The following is a 17,304-nucleotide window of genomic DNA, read 5'->3' as shown; positions in this document are numbered from 1 at the left end:
GCTTTCAGCCTTCCAGGGCGGCGAGACCGGGGAGGGTCTTGCCCTCCAGGTACTCGAGGCTCGCGCCACCGCCGGTCGAGATGTGCCCGAACTTCGTCTCGTCGAAGCCCAGGATGCGGACGGCCGCGGCGGAGTCGCCGCCGCCGACCACGGTGAACGCGTCGCTGCCGACCAGGGCCTGGGCGACGGCCTTGGTGCCCTCGGCGAAGGTCGGGTGCTCGAAGACGCCCACCGGGCCGTTCCAGAACACGGTCTTGGCGTCGGCCAGCTTCGAGGCGAACAGCTCGCGGGTCTTCGGGCCGATGTCCAGGCCCTCCTTGTCCGCGGGGATCTTGTCCGCGTCGACGACCTCGAAGTCCTCGACCGGCGCGTGGGTCTTGGTGTCGGGGAAGGACGCGGAGACCGCGACGTCCACCGGCAGGACGAACTCGACGCCGTTCTGCTTCGCCCGCTCCAGGTACTCCAGGACGGTGTCGACCTGGTCCTTCTGCAGCAGCGAGATGCCGACCTCGTTGCCCAGCGCGTACAGGAAGGTGTACGCCATGCCGCCGCCGATCAGGATGCGGTCGGCCTTGCCGAGCAGGTTGTCGATCACGCCGACCTTGTCCGAGACCTTGGAGCCGCCGAGCACCACCACGTACGGGCGCTCGACCTCCTCGGTGAGGCGCTTCAGCACGCCGACCTCGGTGGCGATCAGGTCGCCGACGGCGTGCGGCAGCAGGGCCGGGAGGTCGTACACGGAGGCGTGCTTGCGGTGCACGGCGCCGAAGCCGTCGCCGACGTACAGGTCCGCCAGGGCGGCCAGCTGCTCGGCGAAGGCCTTGCGCTCGGCGTCGTCCTTGCTGGTCTCACCGGCGTTGAAGCGCAGGTTCTCCAGCAGCGCGACCTCGCCGTCGGCCAGCCCGGCGACGGCGGCCGCGGCGGACTCACCGACGGTGTCGGCGGCGAAGGCGACCGGCCTGCCGAGGATCTCGCCGAGGCGCTCGGCGACCGGGGCGAGCGAGAACTGCGGGTCCGGCGCACCCTTGGGGCGGCCGAGGTGGGAGGCGACGACGACCTTGGCGCCGCGCTCGACGAGCTTGGCGATGGTCGGTGCCACGGCGCGGATCCGGCCGTCGTCGGTGATCCGGCCGTCCGACAGCGGGACGTTCAGGTCGGCGCGCACGAAGACGCGCTTGCCGGCGACGTCCAGGTCTTCGATGGTCTTCACGGGTTCTTCTGTCTCCTGGGGAGATGGTTGATGCGCAGAGGCGGCACGGCGCAGGGGCCGCCTGAGAAGTCCTAGTACGCAGAACGAGGGCCCGGTCGGCACGTTGTCGCCGTCCGGGCCCTCGCCCTTACATCACGTCAGCTCCCACTGCGTCAGAGCTGGCCACCGACGAGGGTGACCAGGTCCACGACGCGGTTCGAGTAGCCCCACTCGTTGTCGTACCAGCCGAGCACCTTGACCTGGTTGCCCTGGACCATGGTGAGCTGCGAGTCGAAGATGCAGGAGGCCGGGTCGTTGACGATGTCCGACGACACGATCGGGTCCTCGGTGTAGGCCAGGATGCCCTTGAGGGAACCCTCCGCCGCCTTCTGGAAGGCCGCGTTGACCTCCTCCTTGGTGACCTCGCGCTCCAGCGTGACGACCAGGTCGGTGATGGAACCGGTGGGGACCGGGACGCGCAGCGAGGTGCCGTCCAGCTTGCCCTTCAGCTCCGGCAGGACCAGGGCGGTCGCCTTGGCGGCACCGGTCGAGGTCGGGATGATGTTCTGCGAGGCCGCACGAGCACGACGCAGGTCCTTGTGCGGGAAGTCCAGGGTCACCTGGTCGTTGGTGAACGCGTGGACGGTGGTCATCAGACCCTTGACGATGCCGAAGCTCTCGTTCAGCACCTTCGCCATCGGCGCCACGCAGTTCGTGGTGCAGGAGGCGTTGGAGATGATGTGGTGGTTGGCGGCGTCGTACTTCTCGTCGTTGACACCCAGGACGATGGTGACGTCCTCGTCGGTGGCGGGGGCCGAGATGATGACCTTCTTCGCGCCGGCGGCGAGGTGCTTCTTCGCAGCCTCGGCCTTGGTGAAGATGCCGGTGGACTCGACGACGATGTCGGCGCCCAGAGCCCCCCACGGCAGGTTGGCGGGGTCACGCTCGGCGGTCACCTTGAAGGTGTGGCCGTCGACGGTGATGCTGTCCTCGGTGTGCGAGACCTCGGCCTGGAGGGTCCCCAGGGTGGTGTCGTACTTGAGCAGGTGAGCCAGGGTCTTCGTGTCGGTGAGGTCGTTGACACCGACGATCTCGATGTCCGCGCCCTGGGCCTTGACAGCGCGGAAGAAGTTGCGGCCGATGCGGCCGAAGCCGTTGATGCCTACCCGGATCGTCACGAACCGATCTCCTCGTTAGGTACGCCGGCGCTGAGCCGACGGGGATGAGATTTGGGAAGTCCCCGACCGCCTACGACCCTACCTCTCCGGACCCTGCGAGGGCACATCGCGCCACCTGGCAAGACGCAGCGTGGCGAGTTGCGGGGCCCTCCGTCCCTGCCCGCCCGGGCCGTTGGTCCTGGTCAAGTGGTCTTGACCAATTTCGGTTCGCCGTCCGACCTCGTCCGGCCCCGGACACGACTGCGGCCGGTGCCCGGAATCCGGACACCGGCCGCAGTCGGTCACCTCAGTTGAGCGCCATCTCGTCGGTCAGATTGGCCTCGGTGCTCGGCAGGCCGAGCTCGGCGGCGCGCTTGTCGGCCATCGCCAGCAGGCGGCGGATCCGGCCGGCCACCGCGTCCTTGGTCAGCGGCGGGTCGGCGAGCGCGCCCAGCTCCTCCAGCGAGGCCTGCTTGTGCTGCATCCGCAGCTGGCCGGCCGCGGCCAGGTGCTCGGGCACCTCCTCGCCGAGGATCTCCAGCGCGCGCTGCACCCGGGCGCCCGCCGCCACCGCGGCGCGGGCCGAGCGGCGCAGGTTGGCGTCGTCGAAGTTGGCGAGCCGGTTGGCGGTGGCCCGGACCTCCCGCCGCATCCGGCGCTCCTCCCAGGCGAGCACCGACTCGTGTGCCCCCAGGCGGGTCAGCAGCGCGCCGATCGCGTCACCGTCGCGGATGACCACCCGGTCCACCCCGCGCACCTCGCGGGCCTTGGCCGGGATGCCGAGCCGGCGGGCCGCGCCGACCAGGGCCAGCGCCGCCTCGGAGCCGGGGCAGGTGATCTCCAGCGAGGAGGAGCGGCCCGGCTCGGTGAGCGAGCCGTGCGCCAGGAAGGCCCCGCGCCAGGCGGCCTCCGCGTCACAGGTGGCCCCGGAGACGACCGCCGGCGGCAGGCCCCGGATCGGCCGGCCGCGGCCGTCCACCAGGCCGGTCTGGCGGGCCAGCAGCTCGCCGTCCTTGACCACCCGGACGACGAAGCGGCTGCCGCGCCGCAGCCCGCCGGGCGCCATCACCACGAGGTCGGAGGAGTGCCCGAAGATCTCCAGCAGGTCCTTGCGCAGCCGCCGCGCCGCCGCGCCGGTGTCCAGCTCCGCCTCGATCACGATGCGGCCGCTCACGATGTGCAGCCCGCCCGCGAACCGCAGGATCGCCGACACCTCAGCCTTGCGACAGCAGGCCCGGGTGACCGGGAGCCGGCTGATCTCGTCCTTCACCGCTGGAGTCATCGCCATGGCCCGATCCTTCCATGTGTCCGGAAAATCCGGTCGTACGCGGCGGCCAACAGCTCCGGGTCGTGTCGCGGGGTGCCGTCGGTGCGGGCCACCGTGCCGAGCACCAGGGCGGCACCCATCCGCTCGGCGGCCTTCTCCAGTCCGGCCAGGTCCGCCTGGCCGAAGGCGCCGCCCGTGACGGCGCGCTCGTCCACCAGGATCGCATCCACCGCGAGGTCGGGAGCGTGGTCGGCGATGACCTCCAGGTGACGCTGCGGGGTGAAGCCCTCGGTCTCCCCCGGCTGCGGGGCCAGGTTCAGCGTGAGCAGGCGGCGGGCGCGGGTCTCGACCAGCGCCTTGGCCAGCTCGGGCACCAGCAGGTGCGGCAGCACGCTGGTGAACCAGGAGCCGGGGCCGAGCACCACCCAGTCCGCCTCCCGGACCGCCGTGACCGCCTCCGGGACGGCCGGCGGCTCGTCCGGCAGCAGCCGGATCGACTGCACGGTGCCGGGGGTGACGGCCACGTCGGCCTGGCCGCGGACGGCCGTGACCTCGGCCGGGCGGGCCGGGTCGTGGCCGCGCACGGTCGCCTCGATGTCCAGCGGCACCGCCGACATCGGCAGCACCCGGCCCTGGACGTTCAGCAGCCGGCCGACCCAGTCCAGCGCCGCCACCGGGTCGCCGAGCTTCTCCCACAGCGCCACGATCAGCAGGTTGCCGACGGCGTGGCCGCCCAGCTCGCCGTTGCCGGTGAAACGCTGCTGGATCACCTCGGACCAGGTGCGGCCCCAGTCGTCGTCCCCGCACAGCGCGGCCAGCGCCTTGCGCAGGTCACCGGGCGGCAGCACCCCCAGCTCCTCGCGCAGCCGCCCGCTGGAGCCGCCGTCATCGGCGACGGTGACTACCGCGGTGAGGTCGCTGGTGAGCCGGCGCAGCGCCGACAGCGAGGCGGACAGGCCCTGGCCGCCGCCGAGCGCGGTGATCCTGGGGGCCGGATTGGCCCGGGCGGGACTGCTCCGCGGACGACTCGGCGAAGGGCTTCCCACCCGTTCGCCGGTCCTGCTCTGCGGCTGCCGCCCGGGCACGTATCCCGCCACACATCACCTCGCGTTCCTCGGCGCCGCCACCGGCTCCGCCGGGGCTCCGGCAGGGGAAGGCGGCGGTTATTCCCGTCCCATGTCACGGTGGACGAGCACCGTCTCGACTCCGTCGGCGATGAGACGCTTGGTCAGACGCTCGGACATGGCGACGCTGCGGTGCTTGCCACCGGTGCAGCCTACGGCAAGCGTCATGTAGCGCTTCCCCTCCCGGCGGTACCCCTCGGTGACGATGCGCAGCAGCTCGGCGTAACCGTTCAGGAACTCGTTGGCACCGGGCTGCTGGAACACGTAGTCGGCGACGTCCGAATCGGTGCCGGTGCGGGCCCGCAGCTCGGGCACCCAGTGCGGGTTGGGCAGGAAGCGGCAGTCCACCACCAGGTCGGCGTCGACCGGCAGGCCGTACTTGAAGCCGAAGGACATCACGGTGGCGCGCAGCTCGGGCTCGTCGTGGTCGGCGAACTGGGCGTCCAGCTTGGCGCGCAGCTGGTGCACGTTGAGGTTCGAGGTGTCGATCACCAGGTCGGCCTCGCCGCGCAGGTCGCGCAGCAGGTCGCGCTCCTGGGCGATGCCGTCCACGATCCGGCCGTCGGCCTGCAGCGGGTGCGGGCGGCGCACGCTCTCGAAGCGGCGGACCAGCGCCTCGTCGGAGGAGTCCAGGAAGACCACCCGGAGGCGGACGCCGCGCTTCTCCAACTCGTCCAGCGAGGTGAGCAGGTCGTCGAAGAACTGGCGGCCGCGGACGTCCACGACCACGCCGATCCGGGCGACGTTGCCCTGGGAGCGGGCGCCCAGGTCGACCATGGTGGGGATCAGGGCCGGCGGCAGGTTGTCCACCACGAACCAGCCGAGGTCCTCCAGGCACTTCGCGGCGGTGGAGCGGCCGGCTCCGGACATGCCGGAGATGATCACCAGCTCCGGCGCGTTCTCGGCCACGTCTGACACGGTCACTTCGGTTCCCCGCTCTCGGTCTTTCTACTGGGGAGAACGCGCACGGCACGGCCGCCCTTCCCCGTCCCGGACAGCCGGGCGGGGTCGGGGCGCGCCGACAGACGGGCGGCGTCGGCCGTCATGGCGTCTCCTGGGATGGTGCGGTCTGAGGTGCTGCGGCCACCGGCTCGGGTGCCTCGTCGGCCCCGTCCTCGATGATCTCGCCGGTCGCGGTGTTGACCGCGGGTGCGGCGGGTGTACGGGACGACAACGCCGCCGCAACAGTCTCCGCGGTGCGGCGCCCGATGCCGGGTACCGCGCAGAGCTCGTCGACGGTGGCGGCCCTGAGCTTCTTCAGCGAGCCGAAGTGCTTGAGCAGCGCCTGGCGGCGAGTCTCGCCGAGGCCCGGGACGGAGTCCAGTTCCCCGGCGGTGAGTCGCTTGGAACGCTTGGCGCGCTGGTAGCCGATCGCGAAGCGGTGGGCCTCGTCGCGGACCCGCTGGAGCAGATAGAGGCCCTCGCTGGAGCGGGGCAGCACAACCGGGTCGTCCTCGCCGGGCAGCCAGACCTCCTCCAGGCGCTTGGCGAGGCCGCACAGCGCGACGTCGTCGATGCCGAGTTCGTCCAGGGCGCGCCTGGCAGCGGCGACCTGCGGCTGGCCGCCGTCGACCACCAGCAGCTGAGGCGGGTAGGCGAAGCGCTTGGGGCGGCCGTCCTCGCTGCGCGGGCCGTCGCCGGGCCGGTCCTCGTCGGGCTCCTCCGGGACGGCCCACTCGCCGGTCTGCTCGCGTTCCTGGAGGTAGCGGCGGAAGCGGCGGCTGATCACCTCGTGCATCGAGCGGACGTCGTCCTGGCCCTCGAAGCCCTTGATCTGGAAGCGCCGGTACTCGCTCTTGCGGGCCAGGCCGTCCTCGAAGACGACCATCGAGGCGACCACGTCCTCGCCCTGGAGGTGGGAGATGTCGTAGCACTCGATCCGCAGCGGGACGGAGTCCAGCTCCAGCGCGTCGGCGATCTCCTGGAGGGCGCGGCTGCGGGTGGTGAGGTCGGAGGCGCGCTTGGTCTTGTGCAGGGCCAGCGCGTGCTGGGCGTTGCGCTGCACGGTGGCCATCAGGTCCTTCTTGTCGCCGCGCTGCGGGATCCGCAGGTCGACCTGGCTGCCGCGCAGCCCGCTGAGCCACTCCCGGACCGGGGCGGCCGGTTCGGGCAGGGCGGGGACGAGCACCTCGCGCGGGACGGACTCATTGCGCTCGTCCGGGCCGGCACCGCCGTAGAGCTGCTGGAGGGCGTGCTCGACCAGGCCGGCGGTGTCCACGTCCTCGACCTTGTCGGTGACCCAGCCGCGCTGGCCGCGCACCCGGCCGCCGCGGACGTGGAAGATCTGGACGGCGGCCTCCAGTTCGTCCTCGGCCACGGCCAGCAGGTCGGCGTCGGTGGCGTCGGCGAGCACGATGGCGTTCTTCTCCATCGCGCGCTTGAGGGCGCCGATGTCGTCCCGCAGCCGGGCCGCCTTCTCGTACTCCATCTCGGCGGCGGCCTCCTGCATCTGCTCTTCCAGCCGGCGCAGGTAGTTGCCGGTGCGCCCGGCCATGAAGTCGCAGAAGTCCTCGGCCAGCGCCCGGTGTTCGTCCCCGGAGACCTTGCCGACGCAGGGGGCGGCGCACTTGCCGATGTAGCCGAGCAGGCAGGGGCGGCCGACCTGCCGGGCGCGCTTGAAGACGCCGTTGGAGCAGGTGCGGACGGGGAAGACGCGCAGCAGCAGGTCGACCGTCTCGCGGATCGCCCAGGCGTGCCCGTAGGGGCCGAAGTAGCGCACGCCCTTCTTGTGCGCCCCGCGCATCACCTGGACCCGCGGGTACTCCTCGTTGAGGGTGACCGCCAGTTCCGGATAGCTCTTGTCGTCGCGGTACTTGACGTTGAACCGCGGGTCGAACTCCTTGATCCAGGAGTACTCCAGCTGGAGCGCCTCGACCTCGGTGGCGACCACGGTCCACTCCACCGAGGCGGCGGTGGTGACCATGGTCGCGGTGCGCGGGTGCAGGCCGGCCAGGTCCTGGAAGTAGGACGACAGCCGCGGCCGCAGGCTCTTGGCCTTGCCGACGTAGATGACCCGGCCGTGGGCGTCACGGAACTTGTAGACGCCCGGGGAGGTCGGGATCGCGCCCGGAGCCGGGCGGTAGGTGCTCGGGTCAGCCATGGGTCCACCGTACCGAGTTCGGCTCGAAGTCGATCAACTGCTTCAGCTCGGGGTCACCTTGAGGTTGCCGCCCTCGACCGTGACGACGTAGGCGGGCAGCGGGCTGGGGGCCGGGCCGTCCTGCACCGCGCCGTCGGCGATGCCGAACCGGCTGCCGTGGCAGGGGCACTGGATCTGCTCCTTCTTCACCTGGTCCACGATGCAGCCGGCGTGGGTGCACTTGGCGCTGAACGCCTTGTACTGGCCCTCGGTCGGCTGGGTCACGACGATCTTCTGCTCGCGGAACACCGTGCCGCCGCCGACCGGGACGGCCGAGGCCGGGCCGAGGTCCACCGGGCCCTTGGGCGCGCTGGTGGAGTCGGAGGAGCCGGCCGAGGAACTGCAGCCGGTGACCGCCAGGGTGCCGCCGGCCGCCAACACGGCCGCAGCCCCGCAGAGCAGGGTGCGGCGGGAGGTGGCGGGGCTGGTCTCGGGGGCCTCGGACATCGGTGCGCTCCTACGGTGTGCTGCTGCTGCGAGGGACCACGGAAGTCTATGCCGCACCCGCCCCGCCGCTCCCGGGACGCCCGCAAGGCGGGACGTCCCGGGGGCGGCGGGGCGGGCTGGAGCGGCGGGGCGGGCCTACTTCTTCGCCGCCGCGGCCCGCTTGCTCGGGGCCTTCTTGGCCGCCGCCGTCTTGGCGGGTGCCTTGGCGGCCGCCTTCTTGGCGGGTGCCTTCCTGGCCGGCGCCGCGACCGGGGCGTCGGCGAAGTCACCCGGCAGGATGTCCCGGAGGAACTTGCCGGTGTGGCTCTCCGAAGCGGCGGCGATCTGCTCCGGGGTGCCCTCGGCGACCACCGTGCCGCCGCCGGAGCCGCCCTCGGGGCCCATGTCGACCACCCAGTCGGCGGTCTTGATCACGTCGAGGTTGTGCTCGATCACGATCACCGTGTTGCCCTTGTCCACCAGCCCGCTGAGCACCTTGATCAGCTTGCTGATGTCCTCGAAGTGCAGGCCGGTGGTGGGCTCGTCCAGCACGTAGACCGTCCGCCCGGTGGAGCGCTTCTGCAGCTCGGAGGCGAGCTTGACGCGCTGCGCCTCGCCGCCGGAGAGCGTCGGCGCGGACTGGCCGAGCCGGACGTAGCCGAGGCCGACGTCGTTGAGCGTCCGCAGGTGGCGGGCGATCGCCGGGACGGCCTCGAAGAAGGCCAGCCCCTCCTCGATCGGCATGTCCAGCACCTCGGCGATGGACTTGCCCTTGTAGTGGACCTCCAGCGTCTCCCGGTTGTACCTGGCGCCGTGGCACACCTCGCACGGGACGTAGACGTCCGGCAGGAAGTTCATCTCGATCTTGATGGTGCCGTCACCGGTGCAGTTCTCGCAGCGGCCGCCCTTGACGTTGAAGGAGAACCGGCCGGGCAGGTAGCCCCGGACCTTGGCCTCCTGGGTCTCCGCGAAGAGCCGGCGGACGTGGTCGAACACCCCGGTGTAGGTGGCCGGGTTGGACCGCGGGGTGCGGCCGATCGGCGACTGGTCGACGTGCACCACCTTGTCCACCAGGTCGGTGCCGGTGATCCGGGTGTGCCGGCCGGGCACGCTGCGGGCGCCGTTCAGCTCCCGGGCGAGGTGGGTGTACAGGATGTCGTTGACCAGCGTCGACTTGCCGGAGCCGGAGACGCCGGTGATCGCCGTGAAGGTGCCGAGCGGGAAGCCGACCGTGACGTCCTTGAGGTTGTGCTCGCGGGCGCCGTGCACCGTCAGCTGGCGCTTCTTGTCCCGGTCGCGGCGGGCGGCCGGGATCGGGATGGAGCGCTTGCCGGAGAGGTACTGCCCGGTCAGCGACTCCTTGTTGGTCAGCAGCCCCTTCAACGCGCCGGAGTGCACCACCTTGCCGCCGTGCTCACCGGCGCCCGGGCCGATGTCCACCACCCAGTCCGCGGTCTTGATGGTGTCCTCGTCGTGCTCGACCACGATCAGGGTGTTGCCGATGTCGCGCAGCCGCACCAGCGTCTCGATCAGCCGGTGGTTGTCCCGCTGGTGCAGGCCGATGGACGGCTCGTCCAGCACGTAGAGCACCCCGACCAGGCCGGAGCCGATCTGGGTGGCCAGCCGGATGCGCTGGGCCTCGCCGCCGGACAGGGTGCCGGCCGCGCGGTCCAGGGACAGGTAGTCCAGGCCGACGTCGACCAGGAAGCGCAGCCGCTCGTTGACCTCCTTGAGGACCCGCTCGGCGATCTGCTTGTCCCGGTCGTTGAGCTTCATCGCGCCCAGGAACTCGGCGCAGTCGCTGATCGACATCGAGGAGACGTCGGCGATCGACCTGTCCTCGACGGTGACCGCGAGCACCACCGGCTTGAGCCGGGTGCCCTGGCAGGTCGGGCAGGGCACCTCGCGCATGTAGCCCTCGAAGCGCTCGCGGCTGCTGTCGCTCTCCGCCTCGGTGTGCCGGCGCTGGATGAACGGGACGGCCCCCTCGAAGCCCGTGCTGTACGAGCGCTCGCGGCCGAAGCGGTTGCGGTAGCGGACCTGCACCTGGTGCTTGTGCCCGTACATCAGCGCCTTCTTGGCGCGGGCGGGCAGCCCGGCCCAGGGGATGTCGGTGCGGAAGCCGAGCTCCTCGCCGAGCGCGTCGATCAGGCGCTGGAAGTACTCCTTGGCGTGCCCGGCCGACCACGGGTGGATCGCGCCCTCGTCCAGCGAGCGCTCGACGTCCGGCACGACCAGCTCCGGGTCCACCTCCATCCGGTTGCCCAGGCCCGAGCAGTCCGGGCAGGCGCCGAACGGCGAGTTGAAGGAGAACGAGCGCGGCTCCAGCTCCTCGAACGACACGTCGTCGTACGGGCAGTAGAGGTGCTCGGAGTACATCCGCTCGCGCTCCGGGTCGCCCTCGGGGAGGTCGACGAAGTCGAGCACGACCATGCCGCCGGAGAGCCGCAGGGCCGTCTCCACCGAGTCGGTGAGCCGCCGCTTGGCGCTCTCCTTGACGGTCAGGCGGTCGATGACCACCTCGACGGTGTGCTTCTCCTGCTTCTTGAGCTTCGGCGGCTCGGCGAGCTGGACCGTCTCGCCGTCGACCCGGGCGCGCGAGTAGCCCTTGGACTGGAGGTCGGCGAACAGGTCGACGAACTCGCCCTTGCGCTCGCGCACCACCGGGCTGAGCACCTGGAACCGGGTGCCCTCGGCGAGCTCCAGCACCTTGTCCACGATCGCCTGCGGCGACTGCTTGGCGATCGGGCGGCCGCAGTGCGGGCAGTGCGGCTTGCCGATCCGGGCGAACAGCAGGCGCAGGTAGTCGTAGACCTCGGTGATGGTGCCGACGGTCGAACGGGGGTTGCGGTTGGTGGACTTCTGGTCGATCGAGACGGCCGGGGAGAGGCCTTCGATGAAGTCGACGTCGGGCTTGTCCATCTGCCCGAGGAACTGGCGTGCGTAGGAGGACAGCGACTCGACGTAGCGGCGCTGGCCCTCGGCGAAGATCGTGTCGAAGGCGAGCGAGGACTTGCCGGAGCCGGAGAGGCCCGTGAAGACGATGAGGGAGTCGCGGGGCAGGTCGAGCGAGACGTTCTTGAGGTTGTGCTCACGAGCACCGCGGACGATGAGGCGGTCGGCCACTGCTTCTGGCGCCTTTCTCCGGACGAGATGGCTTGCGGTGTGGGGGGTGTTCTTCTTCCAGGATGCGGCAGCCAGCCTATAGCTCAGACGTTCGAATCTCGACTTTGTCCAGCGGAGTCCACCCGAACGAGTGAGAGCGCCCGCCGGACCGTCCGTACCCGGACCGAAAAAGGCCCTGCTCAGGGCTCGGATTCGGCGGTAGCGTCGACGGGTCAACGAGCGAGGCCCGCTCCGGGCAACGCGCCGCCCCGTACAGAAGGCAGATTCGATGACCGACCCGCAGTCCGCAGCCGCCCACGCCGCCGAGCGGCTCGCCCTGGTGGCGGACAGCACCCGGGAGCTGTTGCAGACCGTCGCCGAGCTCAAGCCGGAGGCCGTCGCCGAGCCCTCCGCGCTCCCCGGCTGGACCCGCGGCCACGTCCTGACCCACATCGCCCGCAACGCCGACTCCCTGGTCAACCTGCTGACCGGCGCCCGCACCGGCACCGACATCCCGCAGTACGCCAGCGAGAACGCCCGCGAGGAGGACATCCAGGAGGGCGCCGGCCGCCCGCTGGACGAGCAGCTCGCCGACCTGCGCGAGTCCGACGAGCGCTTCCTCGCCGCCGCCGCTCTGATGACCGACGAGGACTGGGCCGCCGAGGTGCGGCACCGCTCGGGCGCGGTCTTCCCGGCCTGGGAGCTCGTCTGGAAGCGCCTCGGCGAGCTCGAGTACCACGCGGTCGACCTGGACGCCGGCTACACCCCCGCCCGCTGGCCGGAGGCCTTCGCGGTCGTCGAGTTCCGCAAGCTCGTCGCCAAGCTGGCCGGCGCCGACCTGCCCGCCGTCGAGCTGGTCGCCGAGGACACCGGGGACACCGGCCTGATCGGCACCGGCGAGCCCGCCCTGACCGTCCGCGGCCCCGTCCGCTCCCTGCTCGCCTGGCTGGCCGGCCGCTCCGACGGCGCGGACCTCAAGCGCACCCCCGACACCGCGCTCCCCCAGCTTCCCCCGCTGGGCTGAGGGCGGGAAGATGATCTCAGGACCGACACAACGAGGAGCGGACGCATGACGTACCACGGAGCGGTCAAGGTCGGCGGGCCGCCGGACGTGCGCGAGCTGGCGCACCTGATCATCACCAAGGTGGCCGTCGGCCCGTACGACAACAACGCCTACCTGCTGCGCTGCCGGGCCACCGACGAGCAGCTGCTGATCGACGCGGCCGCCGACGCCCCGGTGCTGCTGGAGACCGTCGGGGACGAGCTCGCGACCGTGGTCACCACCCACCGGCACCAGGACCACTGGGGCGCGCTGGCCGAGGTGGTCGCCACCACCGGCGCCCGGACCGCCGCCGGGGAGCACGACGCCGAGGGCATCGACGTCCCCACCGAGCTGCGGCTCGCGGACGGCGACACCTTGCGGGTCGGCGACGTCGAGCTCACCGTCCGGCACCTGGTCGGCCACACGCCGGGCGCGATCGTGCTCATCTACGACGACCCCCAGGGCCACCCCCACGTCTTCACCGGCGACTGCCTCTTCCCCGGCGGGGTCGGCAACACCTGGGGCGACCCGGAGGCCTTCAAGACCCTCTTCCGGGACGTCAAGGAGAAGATCTTCGACGTGCTGCCCGACGAGGCCTGGATCTACCCCGGCCACGGCAACGACACCACCCTCGGCGCGGAGCGCCCGCACCTCGCCGAGTGGCGCGAGCGCGGCTGGTGACTTCCGCTCCCGGACGCACCGGGGCCCCGCGACGCGGTCTGCGTCGCGGGGCCCCGGTGCGTCGTGCGGGAGGGTCAGGCGTCCAGCTTCTCGGGCTCCCGCCCGGCCTGCTCGGCCTTCTTCGAGGCCATCAGGCTGGTCACCGTCGTCACGGCCAGCACCACCACGATGAAGCCGAGCGAGAACGGGATGCCGATCTCCGGGACGTTCGCGCCGGCCTCGTGGGCGGCGTGCAGCACCAGCTTCACGCCGATGAAGCCGAGGATCACCGAGAGGCCGTAGCTCAGGTGGACCAGCTTCTTGAGCAGCCCGCCGATCAGGAAGTACAGCTGGCGCAGGCCCATCAGGGCGAAGGCGTTCGCCGTGAAGACGATGTACGGGTCCTGGGTCAGGCCGAAGATGGCCGGGATCGAGTCCAGGGCGAACAGCACGTCCGTGGTGCCGATCGCCAGCATGACGATCAGCATCGGGGTGATCAGCCGGCGGCCGTTCTCCCGGACGAACAGCTTGGTGCCGTGGTACCGATCAGCCGACGGGAAGCGCCGGGTGATCGACTTGAGCAGGCGGTTCTCCTCGAACTCCTCGTCCTCCTCGTCCGCCCGGGCCTCCTTGATCAGCTTCCAGGCCGTCCAGATCAGGAAGGCGCCGAAGATGAAGAACACCCAGGAGAACTGGGTGACCAGCGCCGCACCGCCGGCGATGAACACCGCCCGCAGCACCAGCGCGATGATCACACCGAACATCAGCACGCGCTGCTGGTAGATCCTCGGCACCGCGAACTTGCCCATGATCAGGATGAACACGAAGAGGTTGTCGACACTGAGCGACTTCTCGGTGATGTAGCCGGCGAAGAACTCACCGGCCGGCTGCGCGCCGGAGTGCCACCAGAGGAAACCGCCGAAGAGCAGCGCCAGCACGACCCAGACGACCGTCCAGATCCCGGCCTCCTTGATCGAGACCTCGTGCGGCTTGCGCCCTCCGATGAAGAAGTCCGCCGTGATCAGTGCGATCAGCACACCGATCGTGGTGGCCCACATGGCTACGGAAACGTCCATTACTGCTCCTCCGGCAGCTAGGCGAGACAGGTCGTCACTGCCGGAGGTCTCTTCCGCCCACGGGCTCACCCGGGACCAGCGCCCCGGGGTGCCACGACGGGCACCCGTGATGACGGGGTCGGCTGTCGAGGAATACTCCCCTCCGCTGCCATCGAGAGTAACAGGGGAGGCAAGGAAAGGTAAAGAAGGTAAAGAACCGTCAGAGGAACGGCTCGATCGCCGGCAGCAGGTCCTGGAAGGTCCGCCCCTTCGCCGGGGCGCCGATCGCCTGCATCTCCCAGCCGCCGTTGCCGTCCCGGACCACCTTCGCCATGATCTGCCCGGTGTGCGGCCCGCCGCCCGCCAGCTCGTACCGGGCCAGCTCCAGCCCGGTGGCCTCGTCCACCAGCCGGCAGTGCGCCTGGCGCACCTCGGCGAAGGTCTGCCCGGTGTACGAGCTGACCGTGAACACCACCTGGGTGATGTGCGGCGGCACGTGCAGCAGGTCGACCAGGATCGCCTCGTCGTCCTCGTCGCCCGAGCCGCCCTCCAGGTTGTCCCCGGTGTGCCGCACCGAGCCGTCGGTGGACTCCAGGTGCTGGAAGAACACCACGTCGGACGGGGTCCGCTCGGCGTACAGCAGCGCCGAGGCGTCCAGGTCGATCTTCCTGGTCCGGCTGCCGAACAGGCCCCGCTTGGGGGCGGCCTGCCAGCCCAGGCCCATCCGCACCACGGTCAGGGTGCCGCCCGCCCCCTTCTGGAGGCTGACCCGCTGCCCCTTGGCAAGGTTCACCGACACGACGTTGTCCTCTCTGCCGGCCGCGCGCTCGCTGCCGCACGGCTCCCCGGTGGAACACCCCGTCGCCGTCCCCCGGCTGAGGCCCCCTCTGCTGGCGGCCCGCGACCCCGTCCCGAGGGCGCGGTGCCGCAGGCCAGCCTAGGGCCTGCGGCACCCGCGACTCCTCCGGGTTACCCGGTTTGTGGCAAGGCTGAGACACCGCCGGGCTTGACCGGTGCCGAACCGGCCAAACCCGGCGCGCCCGTCAGGCCACACCCGCCTCGCGCATCTGCCGCAGCTCCTTCTTCAACTCCTTGACCTCGTCGCGCAGCCGCGCCGCGACCTCGAACTGGAGGTCCGCGGCGGCCGTGTGCATCCGGTCGGTCATCTCCTGGATCAGCTCCGCCAGCTCGGCGGCCGGCAGCGACTTGGCGGGCTTGCGCTCCGCGCCCAGCGCCGGCACCGGGGCCTTGCCCTTCCCCTGGTTGCGGTAGCCGGAGGAGAGCAGCTCGTCGGTGTCCACGTCCTCCCGGGCGAGGGTGTCCAGGATGTCGCCGATCTTCTTCCGCAGCGGCTGCGGGTCGATCCCGTGCTCCTTGTTGTAGGCCTGCTGCACGGCCCGGCGCCGGTTGGTCTCGTCGATCGCCTTCTCCATCGACGGGGTGATCCGGTCCGCGTACATGTGCACCTGCCCGGAGACGTTGCGGGCCGCGCGGCCGATCGTCTGGATCAGCGAGGTGCCGGAGCGCAGGAAGCCCTCCTTGTCCGCGTCCAGGATCGCCACCAGCGACACCTCGGGCAGGTCCAGGCCCTCGCGCAGCAGGTTGATGCCGACCAGCACGTCGTACCGGCCCGCCCGCAGCTCGCGCAGCAGCTCCACCCGGCGCAGGGTGTCCACATCGCTGTGCAGGTACCGGACCCGGATGTCCAGGCCCAGCATGTAGTCGGTGAGGTCCTCGGCCATCTTCTTGGTCAGCGTGGTGACCAGGACGCGCTCGTCCTTCTCGACCCGCTTGCGGACCTCGTGCACCAGGTCGTCGATCTGTCCCTCGGTCGGCTTGACGATCACCTCGGGGTCGATCAGACCGGTCGGGCGGATGATCTGCTCCACCTGGCCGTCGCCGCGCGACAGCTCGTACGGGCCCGGCGTCGCCGACAGGTACACCGTCTGGCCGATCCGGCCCAGGAACTCCTCCCACTTGAGCGGGCGGTTGTCCATCGCGGACGGCAGCCGGAACCCGTGCTCGACCAGGGTGCGCTTGCGCGAGGCGTCGCCCTCGTACATCGCGCCGATCTGCGGGACGGTCACGTGCGACTCGTCGATGACCAGGAGGAAGTCCTCCGGGAAGTAGTCCAGCAGGGTGTTCGGCGGGGAGCCGGGCTCGCGGCCGTCGAAGTGCATCGAGTAGTTCTCGACGCCCGAGCAGGTGCCGATCTGGCGAAGCATCTCGATGTCGTAGGTGGTGCGCATCCGCAGCCGCTGGGCCTCCAGCAGCTTGCCCTGCTTCTCCTGCTTGGCGAGCGTCTGCTCCAGCTCCTGCTCGATGCCGGTGATCGCCCGCTCCATGCGCTCGGGGCCGGCCACGTAGTGCGAGGCGGGGAAGACGTAGATCTGCTCGTCCTGGCTGATGATCTCGCCGGTGAGCGGGTGCAGGGTGTAGAGCGACTCGATCTCGTCGCCGAACATCTCGATCCGGACGGCGAGCTCCTCGTAGACCGGGAAGATCTCGATGGTGTCGCCGCGGACCCGGAAGGTGCCGCGGGTGAAGGCCACGTCGTTGCGCGCGTACTGGATGTCGACGAAGCGGCGCAGCAGCACGTCGCGGTCGATCTCCTGGCCGACCTTGAGCGGGACCATCCGGTCCACGTACTCCTGCGGGGTGCCGAGGCCGTAGATGCAGGAGACCGAGGCGACCACGATCACATCGCGGCGGGTGAGCAGCGAGTTGGTCGCCGAGTGCCGCAGCCGCTCGACCTCCTCGTTGATCGAGGAGTCCTTCTCGATGTAGGTGTCCGTCTGCGGGACGTACGCCTCCGGCTGGTAGTAGTCGTAGTACGAGACGAAGTACTCGACCGCGTTGTTCGGCAGCAGCTCGCGGAACTCGTTCGCCAGCTGCGCGGCCAGCGTCTTGTTCGGCGCCATCACCAGGGTGGGGCGCTGCAGCTTCTCGATCATCCAGGCCGTGGTGGCGGACTTGCCGGTGCCGGTGGCACCGAGCAGCACGACGTCCTTCTCCCCCGCCCTGATCCGCCGTTCCAAATCGGCGATCGCCGCCGGCTGGTCACCGTTCGGCTGGAAGGGACTGACGACCTCGAAGGGCGCCACGGACCGCTCAATACTCGTGATGGGACGCACGCCTCC

General features: G+C 70.8%; 13 protein-coding genes. 2 read left to right on the top strand and 11 right to left on the bottom strand.

From position 1 onward, the window contains the following. Nucleotides 1-4: 4 nt before the first annotated feature. The 8 genes from ABTY61_RS35730 to uvrA form a co-directional block, all read right to left on the bottom strand. Nucleotides 5-1,210 carry a phosphoglycerate kinase gene (locus ABTY61_RS35730; RefSeq protein ID WP_350509341.1) on the bottom strand — a complete coding sequence of 402 codons (1,206 nt, stop codon included), beginning with the start codon at nt 1,208-1,210 and terminating at the stop codon, nt 5-7. Between the two features lie 152 nt (nt 1,211-1,362). Continuing rightward, nucleotides 1,363-2,367 carry a type I glyceraldehyde-3-phosphate dehydrogenase gene (gene gap, locus ABTY61_RS35725; protein ID WP_350509340.1) on the bottom strand — a complete coding sequence of 335 codons (1,005 nt, stop codon included), beginning with the start codon at nt 2,365-2,367 and terminating at the stop codon, nt 1,363-1,365. A 286-nt stretch (nt 2,368-2,653) separates the two neighbouring features. Then, entirely contained in the window at nt 2,654-3,634 is a 981-nt protein-coding gene (gene whiA / locus ABTY61_RS35720; protein WP_188308910.1) for a DNA-binding protein WhiA, read from the bottom strand. After that, on the bottom strand, nt 3,625-4,710 hold the full coding sequence (locus ABTY61_RS35715) for a gluconeogenesis factor YvcK family protein (RefSeq protein ID WP_387930109.1): 1,086 nt from the start codon (nt 4,708-4,710) through the stop codon (nt 3,625-3,627). Before ABTY61_RS35715 ends, whiA begins: the two co-directional genes overlap by 10 nt. Nucleotides 4,711-4,776: 66 nt before the next feature. Continuing rightward, nucleotides 4,777-5,607 carry an RNase adapter RapZ gene (gene rapZ, locus ABTY61_RS35710; RefSeq protein ID WP_502895486.1) on the bottom strand — a complete coding sequence of 277 codons (831 nt, stop codon included), beginning with the start codon at nt 5,605-5,607 and terminating at the stop codon, nt 4,777-4,779. 172 nt (nt 5,608-5,779) lie between these two features. Further along, nucleotides 5,780-7,837: an excinuclease ABC subunit UvrC gene (gene uvrC, locus ABTY61_RS35705; protein WP_350509338.1), complete on the bottom strand. Its 2,058-nt coding sequence runs from the start codon at nt 7,835-7,837 to the stop codon at nt 5,780-5,782. A gap of 42 nt (nt 7,838-7,879) precedes the next feature. Next, nucleotides 7,880-8,323 (bottom strand): Rieske (2Fe-2S) protein, encoded by a 444-nt coding sequence (locus ABTY61_RS35700; protein ID WP_350509337.1) that lies wholly within the window; start codon nt 8,321-8,323, stop codon nt 7,880-7,882. 135 nt (nt 8,324-8,458) lie between these two features. After that, on the bottom strand, nt 8,459-11,428 hold the full coding sequence (uvrA, locus tag ABTY61_RS35695) for an excinuclease ABC subunit UvrA (RefSeq protein WP_350509336.1): 2,970 nt from the start codon (nt 11,426-11,428) through the stop codon (nt 8,459-8,461). A 268-nt stretch (nt 11,429-11,696) separates the two neighbouring features. On the opposite strand from uvrA, the gene ABTY61_RS35690 reads away from it, so the two are divergent. Both ABTY61_RS35690 and ABTY61_RS35685 read left to right on the top strand, forming a co-directional pair. After that, nucleotides 11,697-12,431 carry a maleylpyruvate isomerase family mycothiol-dependent enzyme gene (locus tag ABTY61_RS35690; protein ID WP_350509335.1) on the top strand — a complete coding sequence of 245 codons (735 nt, stop codon included), beginning with the start codon at nt 11,697-11,699 and terminating at the stop codon, nt 12,429-12,431. A gap of 45 nt (nt 12,432-12,476) precedes the next feature. Next, entirely contained in the window at nt 12,477-13,130 is a 654-nt protein-coding gene (locus ABTY61_RS35685; protein WP_350509334.1) for an MBL fold metallo-hydrolase, read from the top strand. Between the two features lie 74 nt (nt 13,131-13,204). On the opposite strand, the gene ABTY61_RS35680 is transcribed toward ABTY61_RS35685, so the two are convergent. The 3 genes from ABTY61_RS35680 to uvrB form a co-directional block, all read right to left on the bottom strand. After that, nucleotides 13,205-14,185 (bottom strand): TerC family protein, encoded by a 981-nt coding sequence (locus ABTY61_RS35680; protein ID WP_350509333.1) that lies wholly within the window; start codon nt 14,183-14,185, stop codon nt 13,205-13,207. 199 nt (nt 14,186-14,384) lie between these two features. Then, nucleotides 14,385-14,963, bottom strand: coding sequence for a TerD family protein (locus tag ABTY61_RS35675; protein WP_350509332.1), 579 nt, complete (start codon nt 14,961-14,963; stop codon nt 14,385-14,387). 244 nt (nt 14,964-15,207) lie between these two features. Then, complete coding sequence (gene uvrB, locus ABTY61_RS35670) at nt 15,208-17,298, bottom strand: excinuclease ABC subunit UvrB (RefSeq protein WP_350509331.1); 2,091 nt, start codon at nt 17,296-17,298, stop codon at nt 15,208-15,210. Nucleotides 17,299-17,304: the final 6 nt, after the last annotated feature.

This window comes from Kitasatospora sp. NPDC096128, assembly GCF_040303105.1.
GTDB lineage: Bacteria > Actinomycetota > Actinomycetes > Streptomycetales > Streptomycetaceae > Kitasatospora.
The sequence above is the reverse complement of the archived record's forward strand: the minus strand, read 5'-3'. Positions and strand labels throughout refer to the sequence as shown.